This is a genomic window from Rhizobium sp. 01N447_2 (assembly GCF_056399245.1).
The window spans coordinates 1-18,534 of record NZ_JBFTQY010000022.1 but is presented as its reverse complement, the minus strand read 5'-3'; the positions used below and the strand labels follow the sequence as shown (position 1 = coordinate 18,534).

Here is an 18,534-nt window from a genome sequence, read left to right as displayed (position 1 = left end):
CTAAAGATGCTTCCGGGCGACGGTCATTCGCACTGTTGTAGAAAACGCAGTTCCTGAGATCACAGGGCGTCGACGTTCACGCCGACGGTGATGGCGCCGATCGGCGTTCCCGCGTCGTCTGATATCGTGACGCTTGCCTGCGACTGCAGCGTCTGGGTCGATTCATCCTTTTCGATCTCATCGACGAAGACGGCGTCCTTGCCGGCGCCGAAGGACTTCTGGAACTTGGCCTCGTCGCCCTGCCAGTAATCCGATGTGGTGTCGCTTTGACCGACATTCAGGCCTTTTGCATCCATGACGAAGATTTCCGTGATCTTGCCGCCGGAAGCCTCCTTCTTTCCCTGAAGGAATTTCGACAGTGCGCTGTTGAGCACGTCGTCGATCATCGAGTGGTCGGAGCCATCGACTTCGGCACGCCATTTCTTGTCGAGGGCGTCGACATCAGCCGCACTGAGATTGGCGTTGGCAGCGTTCTGCGCCTTGATAGCCTCGATGATGGCGGGGTCGTTAAGCCAGGGCTTTACATCGCTTGTCACGTAGTCGGAGATCGGGGCAAGCTTGGCATCCTGCGCCATGGATACGCCCATGGGCATGGCAAATGCGGTGCAGGCCAAAAGAAATGCGGGCACGATTTTCTTCATAAGCGTTTCCTTCCTGATTATAGGTTGCTGAGAACTAAGGCTTATCGGATGCAGACGACGTCAGAACTCCTCCCAGGCACCGGGAGCAGCGGCAACGGCGGCACTTCCTGCATGACGCTGCGCGAAGGCTCTGGGCTCGGGACGAGCTTGGCGGGCGGCTTGAACGGGTTTGGGCTGGCTGGCGGTAGACGCACCGACGACGAACCTGCCGGCCGAGTCCTGCAGAAGGCGTCCTTGCGACAGCAGTTCGTGGCAGGCCGCGTTGGTTTCCTCGACCATTGCCGCGTTCTGCTGTGTCGTCTGATCCATCTGGTTGATCGCGCTGTTGATTTCCTGCAGGCCCGTCGCCTGTTCGCGATAGGATTGGACGATGGAAGCGATGCTATCGCTGATGCGGTTGATCTGCTCCTCGATCTTCAGCAGGGCGTCACCGGTTTCGTTCACCAGCCCGACGCCCGCGGCAACTTCCTGGCCGGATACGTTGATCAGGTTCTTGATTTCCTTTGCGGCATTTGCCGACCGCTGGGCGAGTTCACGCACTTCCTGCGCAACGACCGCAAAACCCTTGCCGGCCTCGCCGGCGCGCGCCGCCTCGACGCCGGCATTCAGCGCCAGCAGGTTCGTCTGGAAGGCAATCTCGTCGATGACGCCGATGATGCGGCCGATCTGGCTCGACGAGGTTTGGATCCGGTCCATCGCCCCGATCGCATCGCGCACCACCGTCGCCGAGACATGGGCGCTCCGCTTCGTCTCCTCGACCAGCTGCCCGGCATTTTCAGCCCGTTGCGACGATGTCCTGACCGTCGTGGTCACCTCATCCAGTGCGGCGGCGGTCTCTTCCAATGCGGCTGCCTGTTGCTCGGTCCGTCTTGCGAGCTGATCCGCGGAGGTCGCCAGCTCGCTCGAGCCGGTTTCGACAGCCACGGAGGCGGTCTTGATCTCTGTCAGAGCGGCTGCGACCGCATCGACCATGTTGTTGAAATCCTGCCGCAACTTATCGAATTCAGGACCGACATCGGCCAGATGTATCGAAAAGTCGCCCGCGGCGAGCTGTTCCAAGGCATTTTCAAGAGCGTGCATCACCAGCCGCTGCGTGTTGCTGGCCTCTTCCGTCAACATTGCGTTGCGCGCCCGCTCGGCGTCGAGCGAAGCACTCTGCTCGGCGGCGGCCTGCTCTCTTTCGACCTTGGCAATCGCCTCGTGGCGGAAAACTTCCAGGGCCCGCGCCAGAAAGCCGATTTCATCGCCGTTTTCCCTGTAGGTGACGGGTGAGACCAGATCGCCTTTCTGCAGCGCGCTGATCCGTTCGCTGATCACCCTGATGGGCCGGCCGACCAGGCTGCGCATGGCGAGAAGGAAGGCAACGACGGCCATGGCGGTGATCGCGGACTGCGTGAGCAGCGAAATGAGAACTTTCTGCCTGACTTCGGAAGCGATTTTTTCGACGGACCAGTTCGTGACGATGTAACCGGTGGCCTTGCCCGACTTATCCAGCGGGAGCGGCGCGATGATCGTCACGACGCCGGCAGATATTCTACCGTCATCGATGGTGGTCTTTTCCGGTTTCGCGCTGAGGCTCTTCGCCAGATCGGCTGGTGCGGGCAACCCACTAACGCCATCGCGCGCCCAGGTATCGACGGCGGCAGGTTCAGCGTTGAATGCGGCAAACTGCACGAGATCGAGCGAGGGGTCGTCGCGATAGAGCGAATAAGCCTCTCGAACGGCGTTCGCCTTCCCCCATTTCACGCCGCCCGCTGCCAGAGATGCAAATTGCTCGGCATCCTTGGACCAGTTCGCCTTGGCGCCATCGATCAAGGCCCGGGTTTCGTACATCCAGGTATAGGTGGCGAAAGCGGAAATGCCGCAGAGGTTCACGGCAACGATAATCGCCGCCAGCTTGGCGGTCAGAGGCATCGTCTTCAAAAATTGGAACATTCCGCGGCGGCCTAGAATTGCGGCTCAGTCGGACATGTTCCCGACTGGCGTATCAATACGGGCATCGACGCTGACGATCACATCACGAGCCCTCATGCCCATGTCCGAATTGCGACCCAAAACGCGCAAACGCAGTGTGTATTTGATGTGTGAATAAATCATAAAGTAGAATGGGGTGCTGGGGTACACGCGGGTCATTTCACCCTGGCGTCTGCCGGCGCCGAGTCTTGCGAACCGGCGGGTGAGGAATGCTTCCATCGCGCCAGGCAGATCTGTCTCGATCAGCTATTTTCCGCCACGGCCTCTTCGGGCTCGGCGTGCCGGCGCTTGCGGCCACGCGCCGTCAGTTCCGCCCCGGCATCGCGCGGCAGGCGCAGGAAGGTGATACAGGCCAGCGCCGAAATCGCCGAGACGCTGAAGAAGGCGACGTGGAAATCCGAGACCAGCAGCCTGCCGTCGTGAAAGCTGCTCGAAATTTCGAGGATGCCGCCGGCGATCGCCACACCCATCGCCATGGAGATACGCTGGGCAACGGCATTGATCGCGGTTGCCTGGCTGCTGTCGGCGTCGTCGACATCGCCGAAGGCCATGGCGTTGACGCCCGAGAAAGCCATGGAGCGGAACAGGCCGCCGATCAGCAGGCAGGCCATGATCAGGAACAGCGGCGTCTCGGCGGTGAAAAGGCCGTTGATGCCGAGGAAGATCGCCGCCAGCAAAGTGGTGATTGATATGACGGTGCGGAAGCCGAACGCCTTGAAGGTGCGCGAGGCGGCGAATTTCGAGCCCATGGAGCCGAGCGCGCTGACGAAGGTGACCGAGCCCGATTGCAGCGGCGTCAGGCCGAAGCCGAGCTGCAGCATCAATGGCATCAGGAAGGGCAGGGCGCCGAGCCCCATGCGGAAATTCGAGGCGCCGAGGATCGCCGCCCGGAACATCGGGTAACGGAACATCTTCGGGTCGAGAAGCGGATTGGGTGCGCGGCGGGCATGCAGGAGATAGAGGAGGCCGGCAAGGATGCCGATTGCAACCGTGGCATAACCGTAGATGACGGGCACGGCCGGCAGGCTGATCACCGACAGGCCGAAGACGAAGCCGGAGAAGCCTATGCCGCAAAGGCAGAAGCCGGGGAAGTCCATCGGCCGCGGACTGCGCGGCTCGACCGCCGGCAGGAAACGGGTGACGAGGATGATGCCGAGCACGCCGATCGGGACGTTGATCCAGAAGATCCAGTGCCAGGTGAGGTAGGTGGTGAGGAAACCGCCGATCGGCGGACCCATGATCGGGCCGATCAGGGCGGGGATGGTGAGCCAGGCCATGGCATCGACGAGTTCGTGGCGCGGTGTTCCCCGGACCAGCAGCAAGCGGCTGACCGGCGTCATCATCGAGCCGCCGGCGCCCTGAATCAGGCGCGAGACGACGAAGGCTGTGATCGAGTTGGAAAAGGCGCAGGCGATCGAGCCGATCATGAAAACGAAGATCGCCATGCGGAAAATGTTGCGCGCGCCGAAACGATCGGACATCCAGCCGCTGATCGGGATGAAGATCGCCAGCGCCACGAGATAACTCGTGACGGCAAGCTTCAGCGCGATCGGCGAGGTACCGATATCGGCGGCGATTGCCGGCAGGCTGGTGGCGATCACGGTGGAATCCATCTGTTCCATGAACAGGGCGACCGCAAGGATCATGGGCGTGAGGCGGGGCACGGGCAACCGAAATGCAAAGAGAAAAAGTGCGGCGCCATGGGCGTCGGTCAGGATCGGTTTGTTTCTAAGGCAGCAATGCGCCTCTGTCCATGAAATCGATGTCGCATGCAGCGTATCGGCGGCGTCATGCGGGCCGCCTTGCCGCAGCCGCGCTTTCCTGAAATAGATGCGCCGTCAGGTGCCCGCCGGTAAGGCGGGAGAATCGGGAATCCGGTGCAAAGCCGGAACGTGCCCAACGCTGTAAGGCCGACGTTTGCCGCTTCATCACGCCACTGGCTTCTTGCCGGGAAGGCTGCGGCAGACGGATGACGCCCAGTCAGAAGACCGGCCTGGCAAGATAGACCGATCCGCGCGGACGGCGGGGCGGTTGCGTTGTTGGGGATTTGACGATGCGACCCTTTGATGAGGATGCCCTTTCGGTGGCGTCCGGTTTTTCTTTGGCCGAACGCGAGGCCGTCTATCATGCGATCATGACGCGGCGGGACGTCCGCAGCCAGTTCCTGCCCGATCCCTTGCCGGACGAACTTGTGCAGCGGCTGCTGACGGCCGCCCACCACGCGCCCTCAGTCGGCTTCATGCAGCCGTGGAATTTCATTCTGGTGAAAAGCGCAACCGTGCAGGCGCGCGTCCGGGATGCTTTTGCGAGGGCCAATGAGGAGGCGGCGCTGATGTTCGAAGGCGAACGGCGGCAGGCCTACCGCTCGCTCAAGCTCGAAGGCATTGTCGAGGCGCCGCTCGGCATATGCGTGACCTGCGATCCCACGCGCAGTGGCAGCGTAGTGTTGGGGCGCACGCACAATCCGAGGATGGATAGCTATTCCACAGTCTGCGCCATCCAGAACCTCTGGCTTGCGGCGCGGGCGGAAGGGGTCGGCATCGGCTGGGTCAGCATCTTTCATGAAGGCGACCTGAAGAGCATTCTCGGCATACCCGAGCATATCGAGGTGGTCGCCTGGCTCTGTGCCGGTTTCGTCGATCGGCTCTATGACGAGCCGGAACTCTCCGTCAAAGGCTGGCGGCAGCGGCTGCCGCTCGATGAACTCGTCTTTCATGATGGATGGGGACGGAGCGAGCCCTAAATCAAGCGCGTCGCATCGAAGATGCATGTCGTAGTCCCAAAACCGCTGCGCAGTTTTGGGTGGCATGATTTGATATCACTGCTGTTGTGGCTGCGGGCCCGGCGTTGCCGGATTGGCGAGGTCGATCGAGCCCTGATCGCCGGCCAGAAACTGCGGGCCGACCTGACGGACGCGGTTCTGCGTGGGATCGTAGGGGCGCTCGGGAACGGATGGTTGCGGCGCGGCGGCATCCTTCGCCGGGGGATTGGTGCGGATGGTGGTGATGGAGCCCTGCTGCGGCGGTTCGCTCACCGCCTGCTTGGAGCGCATCTCCTCATAATAGGCGGTGAGATTGCAGGCGCAGGAGGATTTTTCCCCGGGCGTGCGGTTCTTGTAGGCAAAGGCATTTTTCATGGCGCTGTAGGGCGTGCCCGTTGCGACCGAGATCATGTTCGAGGCTTCGGTGCTCGTCACGTCACGATAGAATAGTTCGGTCTCGATGCCCGGGCACATCTTGGCGCAGGTCTGGGCGTCGCGGCCGAAATCGACCGACGTGGCGTTCGAGCTGATCGGGAAGAAGCCGCCGTCGCAGCTGCGCACGCACATGGTGCTGACCGGAGATAGCATCTCGGCCCGCGGCACGCCGTAACGCGGATCGACCTCGTCACCGCCGCCGAGCGGAATGAAGGTATCGGTGCGCATCGCCTGTTCCTCGACGCTCGGAGCCGGTTCGTTGGCGCTGCGATCGCTCGGGGCATAGAAGTTTTCGCTGTTGCAGCCATTGCGGTCGAGAGCGGCAATCAGTTCGCGCCGCGCGCCGTCATCGGCGCCGTTCTGGCCGGCCAGCTCGTCGCGGCGGTCCTGGAGATAGCGGATGTTGTCGATCATGCGGGCTTCGGACTGCGAGAGCTCGGCGCAATAATCGGCATTCTCGCCGCCGATGACGACCATGCTGCCCGAGGTGCAGCCGTTGCCGCGCAGCTCGTTGCGGACCTTGCGCAGCTCGAGGTTCTGCTCGGCCATGGCGCTGGCATATTGGCGCACTTCCGGGCCGTTGTTATTGCCGATCGACCGCGGCAGGTCGGCCAAGCGACCGCGCAGATCCTCACAGATAGTAGTTGTCTGCGCCGCGGCGGGCGCTGCGAAGGCAAGGAGGAGGGCAAGAGACAGGTTTCGGCGTTTCACGGCGTCGTCCCGGAATGAGCAAAGAATCGATCGGTCGATTGCGGCCTCGATAGCCGCGCGTTGTCTCTTAGCGTGTTTCTCTTAATAAGCTTGGAGATATTCCTAGCGCATTTTCGCGATTTTATCCAGCAAATGCGGGTGGTCCCTCTGTCGGGGAATCTGCTGTGCCGCCAAAAGCGGGACCTCCTTCTTTCAATTTTCCGGCGCTTGATTCTTCTTCTCGTTCGCCAGCATATCGGCAAGCTGTTGCGCGACATCAGGATCCGGCACGACTGGCCAATGCCGCGCTTGCGGCGCCGGTTGGGTTTACAGGCGACCGCGTGCACGGTATCGGCCAGCCACTTCGGCGGGCGCGGCCAAGGCGAGAAGGACGGCGAAAATGACAGACATTTCCAACGAGCTCCGCTCCCCTGCAGCGACAGTCGGGATACCCGAAGCCCAACACGGCCTCCACGTCTTCGTGGACGGTTGCTATGAACCCGGTTCCGGGCACGGGGGCTGGGCATTCGTCGCTTATCGTGATGCCGCGGAAATTGCCTCTGGCTTCGGTGGCGTCGAAGACTCCGCCAATAATTCGATGGAATTGACCGCCGTCCTCAAGGCGGCAATCTGGATCAACAGCGATACAAGCGGCGAGCCCGCGACCATCTGGTCCGATTCCGTCTATGCCGTCAAAGGCTGCAACAGCCGGCGGCATATATGGAGGAACAACGGCTGGAGGAAAGGCAACCCCAATGGGAATGCCCGAAACCGAACGATCGGCAATGTGGAACTCTGGAAAGCAGTCGATCTTCGACTATCCCAGAACGCTCTGGTGACCATTGCCTGGTGCAAGGGCCATGCCGGCATTGCCGGTAACGAACGCGCGGATGCGCTTGCGGATAGAGGACGCCTGTCGTTGCGGGGTGCCTGATATGGCATCAGGACATATGTCGGAGCGGCTTCGATGGCCGCTCGTACTAAAGATTTTATCCTAGGCCCCGCAGCGTGATATCTGCTTGATATCAACCGGCTGCAGATGCTCGGGACAAGCCCGAGCATGACGAAAGAGGAGTTGGCCGACTTGTCAGCAGTCTAAGCCGGCTCAGGCCGGTTGCGATGCCTCGACGACGGCGAGTGCCGCCATATTGACGACGCCGCGGGAGGTGACCGAGGGGGCGAGAATGTGGGCGGGCAAGGCGGTGCCGAGCAAGATCGGGCCAACATGCAGGCCGTCCGTCATCGACTTTACCACGCCAAGCGTGATGTTGGCGGCATCGAGGTTCGGGAAGACCAGGAGGTTCGCCTCGTCGTGCAGGGTCGTGTCCGGCATGACGCGCTTGCGCAGTGCCTCGGTGATGGCGCTTTCGCCGTGCATCTCACCGTCGACCTCAAGGTCGGGCGCGGCTTCGCGTACGAGCTGCAAGGCGTTGCGCATCTTCGTGGCGCTTTCGGATTCACGCGAGCCGAAATTGGAATGCGAGACCAGAGCGGCGCGCGGCGTGAGGCCGAAACGGCGGATTTCCTCGGCCGCCAGCACCGTCGCCTCGGCGACCTCCTCGGCGGTCGGATTGAAGGTGACATAGGTGTCGGTGAAGAAGGTAGCGCCGCGCTGCGAGATCATCAGGCTGAGGGCCGAGAAATCGCGGACATCCTTGCGCTTGCCGATGATCAGGCGGACGTCGCGCAGATGCTTCTCGTAACGGCCTTCGAGGCCGCAGATCAGCGCATCGGCCTCGCCGCGCCTCAGCGCCAGCGCGCCGATGACGGTGGTGTTGGTGCGCACGATCGTGCGGGCGGCTTCCGGGATGACGCCGCGGCGGCCGACGAGGGAGAAATAGAGATCGACATATTCGCGGAAGCGCGGATCGTCTTCCGGGTTGATGACCTCGAAATCCTGCAGCGGCCGAATGCGCAGGCCGTAGCGCTTCAGGCGTGTCTCGATGACTTGCGGGCGGCCGATCAGGATCGGTTCGGCAAGGCCTTCCTCGAGCAGCACCTGGGCGGCGCGCAGCACGCGCTCGTCCTCGCCTTCGGAAAAGATGACGCGCTTGCGCTCGGCGGCCTTAGCCGCGGTGAAGATCGGCTTCATGACGAAGCCTGAGCGGAAGACGAAGCGGTTCAACTGGTCGAGATAGGCGTCGAAATCCTGGATCGGGCGGCGCGCGACGCCGCTCTGTTCGGCGGCCTTGGCAACGGCGGGCGCGATGCGCAGGATCAGACGCGGATCGAAGGGCGAGGGGATCAGGTAATCGGGGCCGAAGACCGGGGTCTCGCCGGAATAGGCACGCGCGGCAACATCGGACGGCTCTTCGCGGGCAAGGGCTGCGATGGCGCGCACGGCCGCCATCTTCATTTCCTCATTGATCGTCTCGGCGCCGCAATCGAGCGCGCCGCGGAAGATATAGGGGAAGCAGAGGACGTTGTTGACCTGGTTGGCGAAATCCGAGCGGCCGGTACAGATCATTGCGTCGGGGCGGGCGGCACGGGCGAGATCGGGCATGATCTCCGGCGTCGGATTGGCGAGCGCCATGATCAGCGGTTTGTCGGCCATCTGCGCCAGCAGTTCCGGCTTCAGCACGCCGGCGGCGGACAGGCCCAGGAAGACGTCGGCGCCGCCGATATTTTCGGCCAGCGTGCGCGTCTCGCTCTTTTGGGCATAGATGGATTTCCATTCGTCCATCAGCTCGAGCCGGCCCTCATAGACGAGGCCTTCGAGATCGTGGACCCAGATGTTTTCACGCTTCGCCCCGAGAATGACCAGCAGGTTGAGGCAGGCAAGCGCGGCGGCGCCCGCGCCTGAGGCGACGATCTTGACGTTCTCGATGGCCTTGCCGGCGAGTTCCAGCCCGTTCAGGATCGCGGCGGCAACGATGATCGCCGTGCCGTGCTGGTCGTCGTGGAAGACGGGGATCTTCATCTTCTCGCGCAGGCGCCGCTCGACCTCGAAACATTCCGGCGCCTTGATGTCTTCGAGGTTGATGCCGCCGAAAGTCGGCTCCAGCGAGGCGATGGTCGAAACCATCTGGTCGACGCCTGGGGCATCGATCTCRATGTCGAAGACGTCGATGCCGGCGAATTTCTTGAAGAGCACGGCCTTGCCCTCCATGACCGGCTTGGAGGCGAGCGGGCCGATATTGCCGAGGCCGAGAACGGCGGTGCCATTGGAGATGACGGCGACGAGATTGGCGCGCGAGGTATATTCGGCCGCCATTTCGGGATTGTCGCGAATGGCAAGGCAAGGCGCGGCAACGCCGGGCGAATAGGCGAGCGCCAGGTCTCGCTGGTTGCCGAGTGGCTTGGTCGCCTGGATCTCCAGCTTGCCGGGGCGGGGATAGCGGTGGAAGAAAAGCGCCTGCTCGTCGAGATCGCCGCTCGTCAGGTTCTTTTCCGTCTTCGATTTTTCCGGGTGATCCATCGCCGCCTCCGTGCACGTCTTTTGAGCTCCCTCCATACATCAATCGGATACGGGCGACAGTATGGAAATGGCGGAGTTGGCGAGTTTTTGTCCGGGCAATAAAACATCCCGCCCTTGCGGACGGGATGTCGGTCCTGCCGGTCGATGGGAGACCTCAGGCGGCGATGTTCGTCCAGGCCGGGGCGATGGCGGTTCCGCGGCCGAGGCCGTAGCCGAGACGGATATTGAGCATGCCCAGCGGTTCCAGGAGTTTGGCGGCGTCGAGGCCTCCGGTCTTTTCGACGGCAAATCCTGCGTCCACGACCAGCCTGGAAACCTTTTCCACCGCGTCTTCGTCATTTCCGGCGACAAATACCGGCACCTTGGCCGTGGCATCGCGGGACGCGTTGAAGAGCTCGGCGAAGATGGTGTTGAAAGCTTTGACCACTTTGGCGCCGGTCGCGGCATTCTGGATTTTGTCGGCGGCGGAGGTCTCGTGGCCGAAGAGCAGACCGGAGAAATCGGGCTTCAGAGGATTGCTGATGTCAACGACGATCTTGCCCGAGAGCGATGGCGAGGCGGCGATCTCAAGAGCACTGGCATAGGGAACGGCGAGGATGACGATCCCCGCAGCGGCGATCGCCTCTGCAATGGTGGCGCTTTCAACGCCAAGGCTTTCGGCAAGGCCGCGCGCGGCCCGATCGTTGCGTGCCGCGACGATCAGCTCAGTCTTCCCGGCAAGGCGTGTGGCCAGGCCCTTGCCCATGTTTCCGATGCCGATAATTGCAGTCTTCATCGTTCTGTCTCCTGTTTCCGATGCGATGGTCACAGGGATACATCCGAAACATTCCATCGTTAATTGCATTGCTTCCAATAACAGAGTTGCATAAAAGTATCGAATGCCCGATCTCTTGAACTTGCAGACCCTCATTGCCGCCGCGACATCGGGAAGCTTTGCCGGAGCGGCGAAGCGGCTCGGCATTTCGCCTGCTATGGTCGGCAGGCGTATTCAGGCGCTGGAGCAGGAGTATGGGGTCAAGCTGATCGAACGCACGACGCGCACGCAGCGGCTGACCGAGGTCGGGTCCCGCTTCCTCGTCAAGGCAAACAGAATCATCGACGAGCTGGAGGAACTCAACGATATCTCTCGCCCTGATGCAGAGGCCATGTCGGGACGCCTGCGTCTAAGCACACCGACGACATTGGGAATCAAGCGGCTTGCGCCCGTGATGGCCGAACTCGCGGAGCGGCATCCTGCACTTTCGGTCGAGCTCAATCTCAGCGACCGCAATGTCGACTTGGTGGCCGAAGGCTATGATCTGGCGATCCGGATCGGCGAATTGAAGCCCTCGTCGCTTATCGCGCGGCGTGTCGGCAGCTATCATTTCGTCTGCTGCGCCTCTCCGGCATATCTCGATAGGTTTTCCGTGCCGGAGAAGCCCGAGGATCTTCGCCTTGGCCGCTGCATCCTCAACCTCAATCTCGTGCCCCGCGACGAATGGCCGTTCGAGACAGAGGCCGGGGAGAGTTTCACAATGGGTGTTCGCGGCAACATCGAGATCGACAATGGAGAGGCGTTGCGGACGGCGGCGCTCGCCGGGGCAGGCGTCATCTACGTCCCGGTGGATCTCGTGGCGGAAGACATAGCGAATGGCAGGCTCGTGGAAGTTCTCGCCGACTGGCGGAAACTGGTACTGCCGATCCACGCCATTCATCCGTCACGCCGGTTCGTGCCCGGCAGGATTGGCGCGATCATTGATGCCATTGCGCGGGGGCTGCGGGATTAGGGACTGTTCCGCGGCGTGCGGGGATTGCCGCCACCGGCATCGATTTCCCATGAAAATTCAATAGGAAGTCGCTTCCTTTCGTCGCGGCCGCCGAGGGCTAATCCTTTTCGAAACTTGTTTGAGGACCGCAGCAAGCGCAAAATGCCGGCCGCGACGGTGCGGGGCGCCGGTCGCATGGAGGAAATCATGGACAATTTGAACCTCACGACCCTGCAAAGGGGGCAGACGATGGTCAATGACGTGGCCATCGATGCTTTTGCGGCCGGATTTCGCGGCAGTCTCCTGACCAGTAAAGACATGGATTACAACGAAGCGCGGACGATCTGGAATGCGATGATCGACCGCCGGCCCGGGCTTATCGCGCGTTGCGCCGGTGCTGCCGATGTCGTGCGGGCGGTGCGGTTTGCACGCGACAATAATTTGCTCGTTTCGGTGCGTGGCGGCGGCCACGGTATTGCCGGCAATGCGGTCTGCGAGGGCGGTGTCGTCATCGACCTGTCGGCGATGAAATCGGTGCGGGTCGATCCGCAAACGCGGCGCGCCAGGATCGAGCCGGGTGCAACGCTTGCCGATGTCGACCAGGAAACGCTGGCCTTCGGGCTGGCGCTGCCGACCGGCATCAATTCCACCACCGGCATCGCAGGCCTGACGCTCGGTGGCGGATTCGGCTGGCTGACCCGCAAATTCGGGCTGACCATCGACAATCTGCTTTCGGTTGATGTGGTGACGGCCGACGGCGAGTTGGTCAAGGCGAGCGAGACGGAAAAGCCTGATCTCTTCTGGGCGTTGCGCGGCGGCGGCGGCAATTTCGGCGTCGTGACCTCCTTCGAATTCAAGCTCAACCCTCTCAACACGGAGGTTCTTGCTGGGCTCGTCGTGCATCCCTTCGCCGATGCGGAAAAGGTGCTCAAGGAATACCGACAGGCGCTGGAGGCGGCGCCTGACGAACTGACCTGCTGGGTGGTGATGCGCCAGGCGCCGCCGTTGCCGTTCCTTCCGGCCGAATGGCACGGCAAGGAGATCGTGGTGCTGGCCATGTGCTATTGCGGAGACATCGCGGCGGGAGAAAAGGCGACGGCCAGATTGCGCGCGATCGGAAATCCGATTGCCGACGTCGTCGGCCCGGTGCCGTTCACCGGCTGGCAACAGGCATTTGACCCGCTGCTCACGCCAGGGGCGCGCAATTACTGGAAGAGCCAGGATTTCGCCTCCCTCTCGGACGCGGCGATCGAGGTCCTGCTCAAGGCCGTGCGCAAGCTGCCCGGACCGGAATGCGAGATCTTCATTGGCCATGTCGGTGGTGCCGCTGGCCGCGTGCCCACCCAGGCGACCGCATTTCCACAACGAAGCTCGCATTTCGTCATGAATGTGCATGCGCGCTGGCGGGAAGCCGGGATGGATGGAAGCTGTATCGGTTGGGCGCGGGAGCTTTTCGAAGCAACCAAGCCGCATGCGGTCGGCACCGCCTACATCAACTTCATGCCTGATGATGAAGGTGATCGCGTCGAAGAAGCCTACGGCGCCAATTACGCTCGTCTTGCCGAAGCCAAGCGGCGCTACGATCCGAACAATCTGTTCCGCATGAACCAGAACGTGAAACCGATGGCGGCGGTGCGAGCTGCCTAGCCCGACCATGCCCGCGCTCGGGTGATATACTCGGGCGCGGGATGAGGCGCCAATCGCTTGTCACCCTTCGGTGAGTTCGATTAATTCCTGCAACAGCGCCGTGTCGTCCGAACCGGCATGGTCGTCAGGCTTCAGAACATGGGCAAGCCATGCTCCGTCCGCCGCCAGGCGAACGATCTCGAGCCGCATTCCCACGTCTGTTTCGGCGTGCCTGACAAGCCGGTCATTCATCCATCTATGCCACAGAGACTTGGAGTAGGGGTCGGCAAGCACGGTCATCGTCTGCGCCGACCACGGGCTGTTGTTGAGGGCGCGGTCAGCAAACAGGGTGCGGACATAGGCGCGGGTGAATGTGCCGCGGCCGCCCTTATCCTTTTCCAGTTCCTGGTCGATCTCGCGGTCGAGGCTTTCCATCATGCCGTCGAACACGGCCTCTATAAGCGCCTGCTTGTTCGGGAAGTGGTGAAACAACCCTCCCTTGGTCACGCCGGCTGCGCTGGCGACCGCCTGCAGGCTGACGGCGGCCAGACCATGTTCGAGCGCCAGCTTGGTGGCGCAATCGAGAAGAGCTTGCCGCACGACATCCGGCTGTTTCTTTCTGTTGCGGGGGCTATCTACCAATGCATGACCTGTGTTCGAGATAAGCTTCGCGCCGAGGCGCCGGAGAGGATCAGTATCACTCCCGGGATTGCCGGGCCATGGGAACTCCAAATATGATAATGCTATCATACCGACCGGTAGGTATCTTGCGAAGAGAAAAAAGATCGACTATCTGTCGGCTGAGGAGGCCCGCCGAACGTCATTTCGGCGGGCTGTGCTTTTTTGGATCCCAGTGCGACCATCGGGAAGGCTTTTGAACATGCTTCTTCACACGAAATCATTGTGTTACGCGCTGACGCTGGCACTTTTCCTCGGCGCAGGCCTTCCGGCTCACGCACAGGAAGGCGGCGCGATGCCGCCCGCTGCCATCAGCGCCCTGACGCTTAGTGCCCGCCCGCTTCCCGTGGTTAGCGAACTGCCTGGCCGCATTGCCGCAACGCGCGTCTCGGAAGTGCGGGCCAGGGTTTCCGGCATCCTGCAGCAGCGGATCTTCGAGCAGGGCAGCCTCGTTCAGCAAGGCGATGTGCTCTACCGGATCGATCCGGCGCTATTTCGGGTCCGGGTGGCAAGTGCCGAGGCAAGCGTCGCGCGTGCCAAGGCGACGCAGCTGAATGCCCGCCTGCAGTTGGACCGGCAGAAGTCGCTGCGCGACCGCGATGTTGCAAGCGGTATCGAATACGATGCGGCAGCCGTCGCCCTTGCCCAGGCCGATGCCGATGTCGCGCTGGCGCAGGCCGCACTCGACGAAGCGAAGATCAATCTCGGCTATACCGAAGTTCGTGCGCCTATATCAGGCATCATCGGCGGCGCGCTGGTGACGGAAGGCGCGCTGGTGACGGCCGATGGCGGCGATGCGCTGGCGATGATCCAGCAGATCGACCCCGTTTATGCCGACTTCACGCAATCCTCCGGAGACCTGCTGGCGCTGAAGCGGGCAGTCGAGAACGGCAGCCTCACATCGACCGAACCGGGCAAGGCCGACATCAAGCTCGTCTTCGACGACGGCACGGTCTATGGCGAGGCCGGTAAGCTTCTCTTTCGCAGCGCCAGCGTCGATGCGACGACCGGCCAGGTCACCCTTCGCGGTGAATTCCCCAATCCCAAGGGCGACCTGCTGCCGGGCCTTTACGTCCGCGTCCGCATCGAGCAGGCCGTGCGGGAGAAGGCGATCCTCATCCCGCAGCGCGCCGTCATCCGCACGGCCGACGGCAAGGCGCAGGTCTATGTCGTCCAGGAGGGAGATGTGGCGCAACCGCGCGACGTCGAGCTTGGTCAATCCTCCGGCAATGAGTGGGTGGTCGAAAGCGGCCTGTCGGCAGGCGAGCGTCTCGTCGTCGACGGCGGCCAGAAGCTGCAGCCGGGCGCAAAGGTCGCGCCGGAAGAGTGGCGGGATGGTCAGCTCGCGTCCGGTGACGCCAAGAAGCCGGAGTAAGGTCGATGGCACGTTTCTTTATCGATCGCCCGATCCTAGCCTGGGTCTTTGCGATCTTCATCTCCATCGCCGGCCTGATCGCGCTGCCGTTTCTGCCGGTCGCGCAATATCCCAAGGTCGCGCCGCCGCAGCTCAGCATCACCACCAGCTATCCCGGTGCATCGCCGCAGGATATCTATCAGGGCGTCACCCGCCAGATCGAAGAAGAGCTGAACGGGGTCGAGCACCTTTCCTATTTCGAGTCGACGTCGGATACATCGGGCGCAATGACGATCACCGCGACCTTTGCGGCCGGCACCGATATAGACCAGGCCTCCGTCGACGTTCAGAACGCGATACGCCGCGTCGAACCGCGGCTGCCGCAATCCGTCAAGGATCAGGGCATCACKGTCGAGGAGGCATCGTCCGGCTTCCTGATGTTCATCTCGCTGACCTCGACGGACGGAAAGACCGATGAGGTGGCGCTCGGCGACTATCTCAACCGGAACGTCATCGGCGAGCTGCGCCGTCTCGATGGCGTCGGCCGCGCGCAGCTGTTTGCGTCGCAGCGGGCGATGCGCATCTGGATCGATCCCGACAAGATGGTCGGCCTGAACCTCACCGCATCCGACATCAGCGCGGCGATATCGGCGCAGAACGCCCAGGTCGCAGCTGGCCAGATCGGCGCGGCGCCCAATCCGATCTCGCAGGACCTGACGGCGACGGTGCTGGTGAAGGGGCAACTGACCGACATCAAGGAGTTCGGAGACATCGTGCTGCGCGCCAATGCCGACGGATCGAATGTCAGGCTRCGGGATGTCGCGCGCATCGAAGAGGGCAGCGAGAGCTACAGCTTCTCCACCCGCTTGAACGGCCAGCCGAGTGCCGCCATCGCCATCCAGCTGTCGTCGACAGGCAATGCCGTCAATACGTCCAACCTGGTCAAGGCGAAGATGGAAGAGCTCTCACGCTTCTTTCCGGCGGGCGTCGAATATTCCGTTCCCTATGATACCAGCCCGTTCGTCTCGGCATCGATCGAGAAGGTGGCGCATACGCTCGCAGAAGCCGTCGCGCTCGTCTTCGTCGTCATGCTCATTTTCCTGCAGAGCTTCCGCTACACGATCATTCCGACGCTCGTCGTTCCCGTCGCGCTGCTCGGGACGCTTGCTGTCATGTATGCCGCCGGCTTCTCGATCAACGTGCTGACGATGTTTGCGATGGTGCTTGCCATCGGCATTCTCGTCGACGACGCCATCGTCGTGGTGGAAAACGTCGAGCGGCTGATGGCGGTGGAAGGGCTGTCACCGAAGGACGCGACTAAGAAGGCGATGCGGCAGATCACCGGCGCGATCCTCGGGATTACGCTGGTTCTCTCCTGCGTTTTCGTGCCGATGGCGTTCTTCCCGGGTTCAACCGGCATCATCTATCGCCAGTTCAGCCTGACCATGGTTGTTTCAATCCTGTTTTCGGCCTTCCTGGCGCTGTCACTGACGCCGGCGCTCTGCGCCACCTTCCTGAAGCCGATCAAAGGACATCATGAGAGGAAGGGCATCGCCGGCTGGTTCAACCGCAACTTCGACCGCCTGACCGGCCGTTATGCCCGCACCGTCGGGGGACTGACCAAGCGCTCCTGGCGGGTCATGGCCGTCTATGTCGCGCTGCTCGTCGGCCTTGGCTATCTCTTCGTCAACCTGCCGAGCAGCTTCGTGCCGGATGAGGATCAGGGCTTCCTGATCGTCGACGTGCAGGGACCGCCGGAGGCGAGCCGCAACCGCACGGTGGCCTCGCTCGAAAGCATCGAAGCGATCTTCAAGAAGGAGCCGGCCGTTGCCAACGTCGTCGCGATCCAGGGCTTCAGCTTCTCCGGGCAGGGACCGAACGCCGCCCTGGTGTTCGTCACGCTCAAGGACTGGGCCGAACGCGGCCCCGGCAATTCGGTCCAGGAGATTTCCAACCGCGCCAATATGCAGCTGTTCGGCCTGAAGGATGCAACGTCCTTCGCGCTGTCGCCGCCGCCGATCGAAGGTTTCGGCACGACCAACGGCTTCACCTTCCGCCTCCAGGATCGCGGGGCGAAGGGGCAGGCGGCACTGACCGAGGCGGCGGGAATGCTGCTCGGCAAGGCATCGCAGAACCCCATCATCGCTGGTATCCGCCCAGAGGGCATGCCTGACTCGGCCCAGCTCGTGCTGGTCATCGATCGCGAAAAGGCAAATACCTTCGGCGTTGCCTTCGCCGACATCAACAGCACGATCACCGCCAATCTCGGTTCGAGCTATGTCAACGACTTCCCGAATTCGGGCCGCATGCAGCGCGTCATCGTGCAGGCGCAGGACAAGAGCAGGCTTCAGGCGGAAGACCTGATGAAGCTCAATGTCCGCAATGCGAGCGGTGGCATGGTGCCGCTGTCGTCCTTTGCCGTCGCCGAATGGCAGAAAGGGCCGGCGCAGATCGTCGGTTATAACGGCTACCCCTCAGTGCGCATTTCGGGCGCTCCGGCGCCTGGATATTCATCGGGCGCGGCAATTGTCGAAATGGAGCGGTTGGCCTCGGAACTTCCCGACGGCTTCGGCTTCGAATGGACCGGCCAGTCGCTGGAGGAGCTCAGATCGGGATCGCAGGCGCCGTTCCTGTTCGGCCTCAGCATTCTCTTCGTCTTCCTGCTGCTGTCGGGGCTTTACGAGAGCTGGTCCATCCCGTTGTCGGTGATGCTGGTCGTGCCGCTCGGCGTCATTGGCTGCGTGCTCGCGGTGATGAGCCGCGACATGTCCAACGACATCTACTTCAAGGTCGGCCTGATCGCGATCATCGGGCTGTCGGCGAAGAACGCCATCCTGATCGTCGAATTCGCCAAGGACGGTTTTGCCGAGGGGAAATCGCTGATGGATGCCGCGATCGAAGGCGCCCGTCTGCGCTTCCGGCCGATCATCATGACCTCGCTTGCCTTCACCTTGGGCGTGGTGCCTCTGGCGATCGCCACCGGGCCAAGTGCGGCGAGCCAGAATGCGATCGGCACGGGCGTGCTTGGCGGCATGATTTCGGCGACGGTGCTGGCGATCTTCTTCGTTCCCGTCTTCTTCGTCTTCGTGCTGCGTCTCTTGAGGACGAAGCGGCCGGAGACTGTGAATGAGGAGGCTCCGGCCGGGCAGGAAGCTGCGCCGGTGACGTCGCCGAGCTGAGGTGAAGAGTTGGCGGGTTGCCTTACGCAACCC

At 62.3% G+C, this 18,534-nt stretch carries 13 protein-coding genes and 1 riboswitch; of the genes, 6 read left to right on the top strand and 7 right to left on the bottom strand.

Annotation, left to right across the window (positions count from 1 at the left end; all coding sequences use genetic code 11):
- Positions 1-59: 59 nt before the first annotated feature.
- The 3 genes from AC1ECN_RS17425 to AC1ECN_RS17415 all read right to left on the bottom strand — a co-directional run bounded on the left by AC1ECN_RS17425 (position 60) and on the right by AC1ECN_RS17415 (position 4,261).
- Entirely contained in the window at positions 60-641 is a 582-nt protein-coding gene (locus AC1ECN_RS17425) for a hypothetical protein (protein ID WP_130655662.1), read from the bottom strand.
- 60 nt (positions 642-701) lie between these two features.
- A complete protein-coding gene (locus AC1ECN_RS17420) occupies positions 702-2,576 on the bottom strand; it encodes a HAMP domain-containing methyl-accepting chemotaxis protein (protein ID WP_130672668.1) in 1,875 nt (624 codons plus the stop codon).
- 281 nt (positions 2,577-2,857) lie between these two features.
- A complete protein-coding gene (locus AC1ECN_RS17415) occupies positions 2,858-4,261 on the bottom strand; it encodes a DHA2 family efflux MFS transporter permease subunit (protein WP_075225842.1) in 1,404 nt (467 codons plus the stop codon).
- Positions 4,262-4,438: 177 nt separating this feature from the next.
- A riboswitch (cobalamin riboswitch) is annotated at positions 4,439-4,626 on the top strand.
- Positions 4,627-4,668: 42 nt separating this feature from the next.
- Here AC1ECN_RS17415 and bluB point away from each other — a divergent pair.
- A complete protein-coding gene (bluB, locus tag AC1ECN_RS17410) occupies positions 4,669-5,358 on the top strand; it encodes a 5,6-dimethylbenzimidazole synthase (RefSeq protein WP_075225836.1) in 690 nt (229 codons plus the stop codon).
- A gap of 75 nt (positions 5,359-5,433) precedes the next feature.
- On the opposite strand, the gene AC1ECN_RS17405 is transcribed toward bluB, so the two are convergent.
- Complete coding sequence (locus AC1ECN_RS17405; RefSeq protein WP_024321859.1) at positions 5,434-6,522, bottom strand: DUF2865 domain-containing protein; 1,089 nt, start codon at positions 6,520-6,522, stop codon at positions 5,434-5,436.
- A gap of 379 nt (positions 6,523-6,901) precedes the next feature.
- On the opposite strand from AC1ECN_RS17405, the gene AC1ECN_RS17400 reads away from it, so the two are divergent.
- Positions 6,902-7,435, top strand: coding sequence for a ribonuclease H family protein (locus tag AC1ECN_RS17400; RefSeq protein ID WP_130672667.1), 534 nt, complete (start codon positions 6,902-6,904; stop codon positions 7,433-7,435).
- Positions 7,436-7,606: 171 nt separating this feature from the next.
- On the opposite strand, the gene AC1ECN_RS17395 is transcribed toward AC1ECN_RS17400, so the two are convergent.
- Together AC1ECN_RS17395 and AC1ECN_RS17390 are read right to left on the bottom strand one after the other, a co-directional pair.
- Entirely contained in the window at positions 7,607-9,919 is a 2,313-nt protein-coding gene (locus tag AC1ECN_RS17395) for an NADP-dependent malic enzyme (protein ID WP_024321857.1), read from the bottom strand.
- Between the two features lie 154 nt (positions 9,920-10,073).
- The gene (locus AC1ECN_RS17390; RefSeq protein WP_130672666.1) at positions 10,074-10,694 is read right to left on the bottom strand and encodes an NADPH-dependent F420 reductase; all 621 of its coding nucleotides are present in this window, start codon (positions 10,692-10,694) and stop codon (positions 10,074-10,076) included.
- A 103-nt stretch (positions 10,695-10,797) separates the two neighbouring features.
- Here AC1ECN_RS17390 and AC1ECN_RS17385 point away from each other — a divergent pair, with 103 nt between their 5' ends.
- The gene (locus AC1ECN_RS17385; RefSeq protein WP_130672665.1) at positions 10,798-11,685 is read left to right on the top strand and encodes a LysR family transcriptional regulator; all 888 of its coding nucleotides are present in this window, start codon (positions 10,798-10,800) and stop codon (positions 11,683-11,685) included.
- 186 nt (positions 11,686-11,871) lie between these two features.
- On the top strand, positions 11,872-13,311 hold the full coding sequence (locus tag AC1ECN_RS17380; RefSeq protein ID WP_026170916.1) for an FAD-binding oxidoreductase: 1,440 nt from the start codon (positions 11,872-11,874) through the stop codon (positions 13,309-13,311).
- A gap of 60 nt (positions 13,312-13,371) precedes the next feature.
- Here the strand turns inward: AC1ECN_RS17380 and AC1ECN_RS17375 are convergent, their stop codons facing one another.
- Positions 13,372-13,932: a TetR/AcrR family transcriptional regulator gene (locus tag AC1ECN_RS17375; RefSeq protein ID WP_018072316.1), complete on the bottom strand. Its 561-nt coding sequence runs from the start codon at positions 13,930-13,932 to the stop codon at positions 13,372-13,374.
- Between the two features lie 238 nt (positions 13,933-14,170).
- Between AC1ECN_RS17375 and AC1ECN_RS17370 the strand changes: the two genes are divergently transcribed.
- A complete protein-coding gene (locus tag AC1ECN_RS17370) occupies positions 14,171-15,343 on the top strand; it encodes an efflux RND transporter periplasmic adaptor subunit (protein WP_130662804.1) in 1,173 nt (390 codons plus the stop codon).
- A 5-nt stretch (positions 15,344-15,348) separates the two neighbouring features.
- Positions 15,349-18,501 (top strand): efflux RND transporter permease subunit, encoded by a 3,153-nt coding sequence (locus AC1ECN_RS17365; RefSeq protein WP_018072315.1) that lies wholly within the window; start codon positions 15,349-15,351, stop codon positions 18,499-18,501.
- Positions 18,502-18,534: the final 33 nt, after the last annotated feature.